9 protein-coding genes are annotated in these 11,185 nt (G+C 64.7%); 5 read left to right on the forward strand and 4 right to left on the reverse strand.

Annotated elements, in window-relative coordinates; genetic code table 11:
* Window positions 1–6: 6 nt before the first annotated feature.
* A complete protein-coding gene (locus CH251_RS02275; RefSeq protein ID WP_094611608.1) occupies window positions 7–858 on the forward strand; it encodes a carbon-nitrogen hydrolase family protein in 852 nt (283 codons plus the stop codon).
* On the forward strand, window positions 855–1,916 hold the full coding sequence (locus CH251_RS02280) for an MSMEG_0565 family glycosyltransferase (RefSeq protein WP_094611609.1): 1,062 nt from the start codon (window positions 855–857) through the stop codon (window positions 1,914–1,916). The genes CH251_RS02275 and CH251_RS02280 overlap by 4 nt, the downstream gene beginning before the upstream one ends.
* Here CH251_RS02280 and CH251_RS02285 read toward each other — a convergent pair.
* From CH251_RS02285 to CH251_RS02295, 3 genes are read right to left on the reverse strand one after another with little or no spacing between them, the layout of a single operon-like run.
* Window positions 1,898–2,929, reverse strand: coding sequence for an adenylate/guanylate cyclase domain-containing protein (locus tag CH251_RS02285; protein WP_094611610.1), 1,032 nt, complete (start codon window positions 2,927–2,929; stop codon window positions 1,898–1,900). The genes CH251_RS02280 and CH251_RS02285 overlap by 19 nt on opposite strands.
* Window positions 2,922–4,349, reverse strand: coding sequence for an HAD-IB family hydrolase (locus tag CH251_RS02290; protein WP_032396772.1), 1,428 nt, complete (start codon window positions 4,347–4,349; stop codon window positions 2,922–2,924). Before CH251_RS02290 ends, CH251_RS02285 begins: the two co-directional genes overlap by 8 nt.
* Complete coding sequence (locus CH251_RS02295; RefSeq protein ID WP_094611611.1) at window positions 4,346–6,643, reverse strand: glycerol-3-phosphate 1-O-acyltransferase; 2,298 nt, start codon at window positions 6,641–6,643, stop codon at window positions 4,346–4,348. Before CH251_RS02295 ends, CH251_RS02290 begins: the two co-directional genes overlap by 4 nt.
* Before the next feature lie 407 nt (window positions 6,644–7,050).
* Between CH251_RS02295 and CH251_RS02300 the strand changes: the two genes are divergently transcribed.
* Both CH251_RS02300 and CH251_RS02305 read left to right on the forward strand, forming a co-directional pair.
* Window positions 7,051–7,749: a DUF6319 family protein gene (locus CH251_RS02300; RefSeq protein WP_094611612.1), complete on the forward strand. Its 699-nt coding sequence runs from the start codon at window positions 7,051–7,053 to the stop codon at window positions 7,747–7,749.
* A gap of 66 nt (window positions 7,750–7,815) precedes the next feature.
* Window positions 7,816–8,472, forward strand: coding sequence for a peptidase S1 family protein (locus tag CH251_RS02305; protein ID WP_094611613.1), 657 nt, complete (start codon window positions 7,816–7,818; stop codon window positions 8,470–8,472).
* An 85-nt stretch (window positions 8,473–8,557) separates the two neighbouring features.
* On the opposite strand, the gene CH251_RS02310 is transcribed toward CH251_RS02305, so the two are convergent.
* Complete coding sequence (locus CH251_RS02310; protein ID WP_179273693.1) at window positions 8,558–9,229, reverse strand: TetR/AcrR family transcriptional regulator; 672 nt, start codon at window positions 9,227–9,229, stop codon at window positions 8,558–8,560.
* Window positions 9,230–9,367: 138 nt separating this feature from the next.
* Between CH251_RS02310 and CH251_RS02315 the strand changes: the two genes are divergently transcribed.
* Window positions 9,368–11,185, forward strand: a 1,818-nt coding sequence (locus tag CH251_RS02315) for an MFS transporter (protein WP_094611682.1), incomplete at its 3' end; no start/stop codon positions are given.

Raw genomic sequence — 11,185 nt, forward strand, 5'->3', positions numbered from 1 at the left:
GTCCCATTGGTCCCCATCAAGATCGGCGCGCTGGCAGCACATTTCGGGAGAGATGTCGATCGGGCCGTACTGAAGATCACCACGATCATCTCCAGTGCGGCCCGAGAGGGTATAGATCTCCTGGTGCTGCCCGACGCGTCCCTCGGGGGCTACATCAACAGCCTGAGCAATCCGGATCCCGCGGAACTGCCGCCCACCCTCGATCCCGACGGTCCGGAACTGGCGGCGATCATCGCCGCAGCCGGAGACATGACCATCTGCATCGGATACACCGAGTTGTCGAAAGGGCTGCGGTACAACGCTGCCGCGTGTCTGACGGGAGACGGCATTCTGGGTAGTCACCGCAAGGTGCACCAGCCGCTCGGAGAGTCGCTCGCCTACGCGGCCGGTGACCGGTTCGAGGCTTTCGATACCCCGGTGGGGCGGATGGGGATGCTGATCGACTACGACAAGACGTTCCCGGAGTCGGCGCGGACGTTGGCGCTCGACGGGGCGAGAATCATTGCGGCGCTGTCCGCGTGGCCGGCAAGCGTCACGGATCGCGCGTCCTCGCTCCCGAACGATCGGCAGTCCCGTCTGTTCGATCTGTACGACGCGGCCCGCGCGGCCGAGAACCAGGTGGTGCTGGTCTCGTCCAATCAGACCGGAGTGATGGGTTCCCTCCGCTTTCTCGGACAGGCGAAGATCGTCGGTCCCGGCGGCGACGTCCTGGCGCGGACCTGGTCCAAAGGGGGCCTTGCGGTGCACGAGATCGATGTCGACGCCGAGGTCGACCGTGCCCGCCGAGGGCTGCATCACCTGGCGGAGCGTAGAGTGGACGCATATCCGAACCTGTTGCAGGAGAAGCCGGCTCAATGAGAATCAGCCTGCTGACCTATTCGTCCAAGCCGCGCGGCGGAGTGGTGCACACGCTGGCGCTGGCGGAGGCGCTGGCGCGCGCCGGGCAGGACGTCTCGGTGTGGTCTCTGGGTCGCGGCGGTGACAGCACGTTCTTCCGTGCTGTCGACCCCGCGGTCGAGATCAGAATGGTCCCGTTCGAGCACCGAGACCAAGAGGGCGTCGGCGAACGCATACTGCGGTCCATAGATGTTCTCCGGCAGGCCTTCACACCGGACGAGTACGACATCGTGCACGCGCAGGACTGCATTTCCGCCAATGCCGCAGGCCGCTGCATCAGGACCATCCATCACCTGGACGAGTTCACCACGCCCGAGCTCGCCGCGTGCCACGAACGCGCGATCACCGCCCCGTATGCGCGCATCTGCGTGTCGGCGGCGGTGGCGAGCGATGTTCGCCGTGGATGGGGATTCGAGCCCACGGTCATTCCCAACGGCGTCGATGCCGAGAGGTTCACCGCAGCTGCGCAATCGGGCCGATCGCACTGGCGTGAGAAGCTCGGCCGATACGTGCTCGCAGTCGGAGGTATCGAACCACGCAAGGGCAGTCTCGATCTACTCGAGGCCTTCGCTCGGTTGCGTCCGCACGACCTGCGACTGGTCTTCGCCGGCGGCGAGACGCTGTTCGACTACCGCGGATATCGGACGGAGTTCGACCGCCGCGCAACCGAACTCGGTATCGAGCCGGTGATACTCGGTACCGTCGACGACGACGAGTTGCCGCACCTCGTGGCGCAGGCCGCCGTGCTGCCGTTCTTCTCCACCAAGGAGGGTTTCGGACTGGCTGCCATGGAGGCTCTCGCGGCGTCGACTCCCGTCGTCGCGCGAGATCTCCCGGTACTGCGGGAAGTGTTCGGAGACAGCGTTATCTATGCGTCCACGCCGGCGACCATGGCGGCCGAACTCGAACGTGCGCTCGTGACCCCGCAGGACTCGTCACCGGGCCTGACGTTGGCGCGCAGCCTGACGTGGGACGAGGCCGCGCGTCGACATCTGAAGTTCTACTCCTCGCTCCGGTGACCGCTGCGCTTGTTGCGCTTGAGACGATGGGGCTTGAGCTTGTGAAAACCCTTGACCCGTAGTGAGCGAATCGATTTGAGGTAGAACTCGGAATCGTGACGCAGTTCCTCGGTCATGACGGTGTCGACGAGAGTCGTGCCCGGATTGGCCGAACTGGTCAGGCGCGCAGCGATGTTGACCACCGACCCGTACAGGTCACCGTAACGGGCGAGAACCGGGCCCCAGGCCAGTCCGACCCGCAGGTCCGGCATGTCCTCCTGCTCGGCGAACGCGTCCTGCAGGTCCAGGGCGATGTGGGCGGCGTCCTCGGGAGTCTGCGCGCTGAACATCACCTCGTCGCCGACGTTCTTGATCACCGAACCACGGCCGCGCGCAATGATATTGGTGGCGAGCGACTCGAACTCCTCGAGGAGTGTCGTCAGTTCGCCGATGTCGAGTCGACGCGTCAGGCTGGTGTAGCCGACCATGTCCGCGAAGCCGACGGCCATGACGGGGCTGTCGGTGGCGTCGTCGGGCGCGGCGATGGACCGTCCGGCTGCTGCTGCCAGATGCCGACGCCAGGTGTAACCCTGGAGCGCTTCGAGGGTGGGCACCGTCTCGGCGGCGATGTCCCTGGCGTTGCGCCGGATGGCGTCGATGTCGTTCTTGTCCTCGTCGCTACTGGTGATGCGCTCGAGGATGTGAGAGTTCACAACGCCCACTTGCCATTCCGCGAGCCTGGACATCGACTGGCCGAGAGTGCGCGCGATGGCGACCTCCATCTCGGGCTTGATGACCTTCTGCTCGGTGAGTCCGGTGATCAGCTTCAGTGCCTCGAGGTCCGCGTCGGTGTAGACGACCGCCTCGGTGTCTGTGTGGATGGGAAAGCCCATGCCGATCCACAGCGCGATGACCCGCTCGAGCGGCAGCCCCGACTTGTCGACGATGTCGGACCGGGTGTACTTCGGCGTGCCCCCCAGGAGATTGCGTTCGATCTCCGCTTGCACCACCGAGTTGATCTGGTTCTCAGGCATATCCCAACGTTCTGTCGAAATAGGAACGGACATCGTCCACGTACGAGTCGATCTTCTCGGGCTCCCAGTCCGTGGTGGGAATGGGCTCGCCGACGGTGACCTTGACGGTACCGGAATGGACGGTGAAATCCTTTTTCCACATCACGTCGCCCGCATTGTGGATGACGATCGGAACGATGGGTACTCCGGCCTGCATCGCCAGGTGGAAGCCGCCCTTCTTGAATCGGCCGAGACGAGAGGTAGGCATTCGTGTGCCCTCGGGCGCGATGGCGACCGAGATGCCACTGTGCAACTTCTCGATGGCCGGACGCATCGCCTCACGCGCCTGAGCGGGATCGCCACGGTCGACGTACGCGACGTCGAAGATCCTGCCCAGCAGCGCGAATCGTGGGTCGCGTTCGAGTTCTCGCTTGGCGACCGCGGTGATGTCGCGTCGAAGAATGGAGGTGACGATGATCGAGTCGGCGGTGCTCTGGTGGTTGAACATGAAGACCGCAGGCCGTGCCGACCACGCGTTCTCGGTGCCGGTCACGTCGAGCTTCACGCCGGCGATGGTCAACGCGATGTCCGGCGCGATGGTGCTGGTGATGTTCGCTCCGTTGCGTCGGCTGCGCGTCAGCAGGCCCAACCCCAGGCCGATCGATGCACTGGCCAACACCGAACCCAGAGCGGCGGTGCTGCGCACCGCGGAGGTCAGGTCGGTGCCGCGCTTGGGGCTCTCCAGCGTCAGCGACGGCCACTTCTTCTTGGCGGCGTACCGCTGAAGTTCCGGATCCGGATTGAGTGCGACGGGACGCCCGACGGCCTCGAGCAGCGGCACGTCCTCCCCGCCGTTGGAGTAGGCGAAGCAGCCGGCCAGAGCGATGCCTTCCCGCTCGGCGTAGTCGATCGCGGCCTGTGCCTTGCGCGGCCCCCACAGCGAATCGCCGACCAGTTCGCCGGTGAGTATCCCGTCGGTGACCACCGGAGTGGTGCAGAGCAGAGTCTCGAACATCATGTCCTGCTGCACGGGCAGCGCCTGATACGGCGTGGCCGAGGTGGCCATCACCAGTCGGTGCCCGGCATGGCGATGAGCTTCGACGAGGGCGCGTGCCTGCGGGTAGATCATCGGCGCGATCTCGTTGCGGAACAACGTGTACGCCTGCTCCATCAGGTCTTCTTCCCGCCGCCCCTCGAGGCCGCGGACTGCCTTGCCCATCAGATTGTCGACCGGGGAGTTGCGCATCCGCATCTCGACGACGGCGCTGGATATCTCCCACAGTTCCTTGACCGTCACGTCCAGGGTCTTGAGTCGTTCGAGAAACACTGCGCGGGCCGAGAACCCGTTGATCAGAGTGCCGTCGAGATCGAAGAATGCCACGGTGTCTCGGCCGGGTGGAGCGGCGGCGATCGCGATGAGTCGATCGTCGAATTCGGTCATGAATTGTTCTCCTCGGGGGCCGAGATCGGTTCCACCTCGCGCAGCATGCGGTGCGCCATGTCGCGGATCGTGCGCACCTTGCGTGCCCACTCGTCGATCTCCAGCGCAAACGCCCTGCGGCGGCGGGCGATACCGTCCGCGCTCGAATCGACCAGATCGCGATTCTCCGCCAATTGCAGTGCAGTGTCGAACAATTCACCGGAGATCGACTCGCTGTGATCGAGCTGCTGACGAAGCCGTCTGGCCTGCGCGGCACCGAGGCATTCCGAGATGAACTTCGGCTTGTCGAACTCACCGCTCTGCGGCAGCAACATCAGCTGATCGGCAACGACCTGGTACGCCTCGAAGATCGGCTGCAACACGCGGTGCGCCAGGTGCAGATCCTGTGACTGAAGTTGTCGCGCAGCGTAATCGGGGTCGCTGATGTGGGTGCGCCAGTCCGGATCGATGAGATCGACCTCGGATTCGAGCCGTTCGCCGAAGTCCTTCTTGTCGCCGAAGAAGAACTCGAACTTGAGCAGATCACGCAACTGCAGTGCCGACTGCCACAGGGATTCCTCCGTCAATGGTGTCGATTCGCCGCTGGTCGGCAGCACGACCAACTCGCCGATGGCGCGCATGACGAAGAAGTGGATGGCGTTGTTGCGGAAGAACGCTGCCACCAGATGCTTGTCCTGAGCCAGATAGAACAGCGGCTCGGGGCCGTCGTCGAAACGTTTGACGACGTTGGCGTTGACCTGTGCGATGACGGCCGAGCGCACGACGTCCACGTCGGCGATGTCCACGCCGCCCGCGGTGGGCAGGTTGCGGCGTTTGATGTAGCGCGCGAGCGGGGCGATGATCGCCCACATCTCGTTGACGTTGAGGGCGCGATCCTCGATGCCGAGCAGGGCCATGGTGACCAACGCCGCCGGCGTCACCGGAGTCGCGTCGTTGATCGCATGGGAGACACCGAGCGCGATCTTCTGCACCGCCACTCGCTTGTCGGGGTTGTCGGCGACGATCGACGCCACCGACATCGGCTCGCCGAAGTTGAGGTACACGTTGCCGCGCAACGTGCCCTGCGCACGGATGTAGCCGATGGCCATGCGAATGCCCTCGGCCTGCTTCTTCGCTCCGTGCGATTCCTCGGCCATCGCGCCGACCTCGTGCAGGCGGTCGTAGGTGATGGACGTCGGAACCAGATAGACGTCCTCGGCATCGCTGGTCTCGAGTGCGTCGACCAGATAGGTCAACAAGCCGAACCGCGGCGGGCGGAGCTTTCCGGTGCGGCTTCGGCCGCCCTCGATGTACCACTCCAGGTTGAACCGCTTGCTCAGCAGGAAGCTCATGTACTGACGCAGCGTCCACTTGTAGATCGCGTCGGAGAACTTGCGCTGAATGAGTACGACGCCACTGCGTTTCGCGATCGGACCCAGCGGCCAGAAGCCGACGTTGATGCCGCCCATGACGTGGTTGAGCGGCAGACCTTCGGCCAGCAGCGCGGGACGCAGCACGAGTGGATCGAGATAGGAACGGTGGTTGGGCAGGAACACCAGCGGATAGTTCTTGTTGAGTTCGCGCACCTTCTGCAGTTGATCGCGGTCCACGTCGACCTTGTAGGCCCGCGAGAAGTACGCCCCGAGGGTTCCCCACATCTCGACTGCGCGGCGGGTCTCGGTTGCGACCATCTCACCGAGGATGTCCTGGACACGCTTGTCGACGGCCTCGCGATCCTGGCCGACCTCCTCCGCGAGCTCGGTGATTCCGTCCCGGAACTTCTTCTGTTCCGTCATGTCCTCGACGACGAAGCGCGGAATCTTGTACTCGGAGCCGATGACGCCGCGCTCGGCCTTGTCCAATGCCAGACTGGCCTGACGCAGGATGAACGACGACAGGGACGTGCCGCCGCCGCGCTCGAACCGCTCTCGTAGATCACTGAGTGTCGCGGGCTCTCCGACGAGAACTGCGGAGTGGTCTGGGTCGTCGCCTGCCACCCATCGCTGCCACACCTGCGTGGGCTTGGACCGACCACGGGGCGCGAAGATGCGATGCAGAATGCCGTTCTTGCGATCGGACAACGTGACCCGCAACGGGATGAGCAGCGGATCGTCGGCGTACCCGCGAACGCTGTCCGACAGTGACGTTCTCGCCTCACCGGAAAGCACAACCGAGGGCGGACGGGGCTCGCCGTCCGGTGTGGTGGCGTCGATCCACTGATTCAGAGCCTGCACCTCGAGGGTGGATTTGGCGTCGAGCAAATACACGTGCGGACCGTCGCTGAGCGACTGTTCGTCCGCGTCGAGGTGGTACATCGAGACTCCTGTTCCGCACCTCCGCAAGAAGGCACGCCGCCAGGCTACGCGGCAGAAACCGAGTGCGAGGGTGGTTCGGTGAGGTGGTTCCGGGACGCCGATCTCGCCTGAAGTCGCGCGGCTACTCGCCGGTACCCCGGTGGGGGTCGACGGCACGCCGATTGGACTCGACGGGCGCGCGGGAGGGCTGTCGTATAGAGTCGGATGCATCGGCCTTCTCGGCCACCACAATCTAAGTGTTAATCCAAGTAACAGCTACTTGCGGTTACAGTTACTTGGATTAACAGATAAATCGCCTCAGGGGCCTTTCGTGTGACTATCCGACGCGCCCTACGCCGCCCCGGCCACATCTCACCTGCATCTGTGCGACAGTATTCGCAAACACTTTCGAGAAAGGCCGGTAGTCGATGCCACCCCGTGGGCGCGCAGTGAACGATTCGTTGACTCCCGAGAATCTGACGACACTGGCCGCGGCGCTCGCCGAGGGGCGTCGGGCCACCGTCTATCTCCGTGAACCGAACCCGAGCCTCGGCCTGCCCGACGGCACCTCCGCGAAGGTCGTGTCGATCGACGGCAACACGGTCACGATCAGCCCGAAGGGCGTCAACGACGAATTGCCCTACGAGGCCGAGGAACTGCGCATCACCCGCAACGCGGCTACCCCGCCGGCTCCGGCCAAGCGGGCACCTGCCAAGAAGACCCCGCCGGCTGCGTCGGTGAGAAATGCCGAGCCGCTGCAACCCAAGGCGGAACAGGTACAGCCCAAGGCGGTGGCGGAACAACCGAAGACAGTGGCACCGCAGAGTTCTGCTCCCCGTCGAGTCAAGAAGGCACCGGGCGGAGTCAGCGTCACCATTCATGCCGGGGCCGACAACGATTGGTCGGTCACCGTCACTCAGGGCGCGAAGCGGCCAACCAAAGCGCAACCGGTGAGCCCCGAGTCGGTGAGCCGCGCTGTTCGAGAGTTGGGCGATCCCACGGCGCGCGACGCTGTCGAGGCGGTCATCTCCCATGCGCGCGAGGAGGCTGCTCGACGCGTTGCGGAACTGAGCCGGCAACTCGAGGAGGCGCGTACGACGCTTGCCGCCCTCGAGCAGGACGTATGAACGACTCGCTCGTGTTCGTACACCTGTTGTTGCTAGGGTTCTGCCGACACCGCTGAGAGGGAGTACATGTTCAAGAAAATCATGCTCGTCGTCGTGGGGGCGGCTGCAATCGTAGCCAGCGTCGGCGTGGGGTCCGCATCCGCGGCCACTCCAGCTGCTCTCGGCGGCGGCTCGGGAATCATCGTCGGTGGTCAGGCCGAGTGCACGCTGACGACGATCGGAAACGACCGCAACGGAAACCTGGTCGGCTTCACCGCCGGTCACTGTGGCCAAGCAGGTGCCTCCATCGTTCCCGAGTACGACACCTCCCTCGGTGAGGTCGGCCGCATCGCGTTCTCCAACCCGGAATACGACTACGCGCTCATCGAATTCCAGCGTGACAAGGTCGCACCGATCAACCGCGTCGGCAACGTGACCATCTCTCAGGTCGGCCCGCCGACGGCGTTCCCGAACATCGTGTGCAAGGAAGGCCGTACCACCGGCAACACCTGCGGACTCGCGTACGGCGACATCCTGCAGTCGCAGGAGACCTGGGCTCAGCTGTGCGTCGTCGAAGGTGACTCGGGCAGCCCGGTCGTCGTCGGCAACACCCTCGTCGGCATGGTCAACGCCTACCTCGGTGTGGCGTGCTTCGGCCCCGAGGTCGGCACCAACTTCGACGCGATCCTTCGCAACGTCGATCAGGGCAACGGACTCGGCGCAGGATTCGTCCCGGCTCCCTAGCTCCACCACGTTTCGGCCCAAGGCCCCGTTCGCGCAACGCATCGCGCGAACGGGGCCTTCGTCGTTCGCGAGGTCCGTGCTGCTCTCAGTGGGCGCGAGAGGACGAGTCGGAGGCCCGAACGTCGGCGACGATGCGTTCCGCGTCGTCCGGTGCGATGCCCAGCAGTACCAGGCTCGACGTCGTCGCCGCTCCCGCCGGGTCACCGATCAAGCCGGCGTTGGTGGCGTCCAGGATCGACAACGCAATGGCTTCGATATTGAGGATCAGTACTTCTGCGGCGAGGTACGAGGAGAACACACCCTCGCGCTGGCCGCGCCGGATGACCGCGGCGGCCGCGTCGCGCATCGGTCCGAGGAGATCGTGAATGCTGTTGTGTCCCAGATCTGTTCGCGCGACGGCGAGTAGGAGTCGGTACTGATCGCCGACGCGTGTCAGAGCGAGTGTCTGCCGTACGAACACCGTGACGGCCGATTCGTCCGCAGCGGGAACCCGGCCGAGTGCGGCCGAGATGCTCTCGGCTGCCTCCAGGGCGATACCGTCGATCAGAGCTTCGCGAGAGGCGAAGTGGGCGTAGACGGTTCGCCGAACCACACCTGCAGCGGCGGCGACGTCGTTGATGGTTGCATCGGGGTTGTCCGCCAGAACCCCTTGTGCAACATGCAGAATTCGCGCTCGGTTGGACCGGGCGTCGCGTCGTTGCACGGGCGGCGCTGCTGCGTCCCGTGTACTCGAGCTCGACTCCGTCGTCTTGCGCACAGGACAACATCTAGCACGATCGCAGGCGGGGAGTGTGGTTGCCGCCACAAAACATTGCCGATCCTAGCCGAGGGTTCCTAAGCTGCACAGCACTGTGCAAGGTGTGTCTCGCACTTTGCCAACGGGGGGGAACACACGATGACACTGCTTGCGATGACGCCTGTCCAAGATATGCACAAGCCGTACCCGCGACGCTGGTCGGCGCTGGTGGTGTTGTGCCTGAGCCTGCTGATCGTGGTCATGGCCAACACGTCGCTGTTGGTCGCCGCACCGTCGATGACACTCGACCTGAGCCTGACGAGCAGCGACCTGCAGTGGGTGATCGACGGCTACACCGTCCCCTACGCGTCGTTGATGTTGCTGTGCGGGGTGATCGGAGATCGCTACAGCCGTCGCGGCGCTCTGATCATCGGCCTCATCATCTTCGTCGCCGGTTCTGTGGCCGGAGCGCTCACCGACGCCACCCTCGGGGTGATCCTGGCCCGCATCGTCATGGGTGTTGCCGCTGCCATCGTCATGCCCGCCACACTGTCGCTGCTGGTGGCGACCTTCCCGAAGCGGGAGCGCGCCACCGCGGTCACCGTGTGGGCGGCCACCTCGGGACTGGCTATCGCGGCCGGGCCGCTGTTGGCGGGTTGGCTCCTCGAGAGCTTCACCTGGCATTCGACGTTCCTGATCAATGTTCCGATCGCGTTGGCTGCCATCGTCGGAGCCGTCGTGCTGGTCCCGCCGTCACGGGCCGTCGACCCGGGTGCGATCGACTGGATCGGTGGTCTGCTGTCGGTGCTGGCCGTGTCGACCATCGTGTACGCCATCATCGAGGGGATGCACTTCGGCTGGACGGTCGGGCCGTTGTACTTCGCCCTCGTCGGGCTCCTGTCGGTCCTGGGCTTCGTGGGATGGGAACTGCGCCATCCCAATCCGTTGCTCGACGTCCGAATGTTCTCTTCCCGCATCCTCAGCGGGGCAACCCTCGCGGTACTGATCTTCTTCCTCGTCACCTTCGGTGCCATCTACTTCGTCGCCCAATACCTCCAGTTCGCGCTCGGTTTCGGTCCGGTGTCCACCGGTATTCATCTCCTGCCGTTGGCCGGCGCAGTCTTCGTCGGATCCGGAATCACCATGTGGCTCACGCCGAAACTGGGACCGCGCATCACCGTCACCGCAGGCATGGTCGTGGGAACACTGTCGGTCGTCTCGCTCATCGGAATCGACGCGACGGCAACTTACTCCGACTTTCTTCCCGTGCTGACGCTGCTCGGTCTCGCCATCGGCCTGTCCGTCTCGCCCTGCACCGACTCCATCATGGGCGAGTTCCCGGACAGCAAGCTCGGGGTGGGCGGCGGACTCAACGACACCGCCCTAGAACTCGGCGGATCGCTCGGCATCGCCGTGCTCGGATCGGTGCTCGCCGCGTCCTACCGTCAGGGAATCGAAGGATTTCTGCAGACCTTCCCCGGCAAGCAACCGAACGGCCAGTACACCGGGCAGGCAGCGGAAGGACTTGCTGCATCCCAGGATTCGCTGGCAGGTGCGGTGATCGTCTCCGACGTCATCCGCGACCAGAACGCATTCCTCAGTGGGTTCGCCGACAATCTCGAAGCCAATGCCGTCGCGGCGTTCGGTGACGCGGTGGTGCACACGAGTGTTGTTGCCGCCGTGGTGTTCGGAGTCGGCACCGTGATCGTTGCGCTGCTCATCCCGTCCAAGAACGCGGCTGCGGCGTCGTCGTCGGAGAAGATCGCGTTCGAGCCGATCGTGCCCTTCGTCGCACCGCCGGCCAAGGATCCAGCAGCAGATCGGGAGGTGGCCGAGCTCGAGCAACTCCTGGAGCGGCCGTCGGCGAAACCCCAGAAAACCGGCGCACGGCACGCATTACGAACCGCGGACGAGGCCGCACCACCGGCCGCGCGCACCATGGCCGAGCCGGCTCTGGTGGACGCCGAGCTCGAGCGC

Origin of the sequence: Rhodococcus sp. 06-462-5 (genome assembly GCF_002258315.1) — a bacterium.
Taxonomy (GTDB): domain Bacteria; phylum Actinomycetota; class Actinomycetes; order Mycobacteriales; family Mycobacteriaceae; genus Rhodococcoides.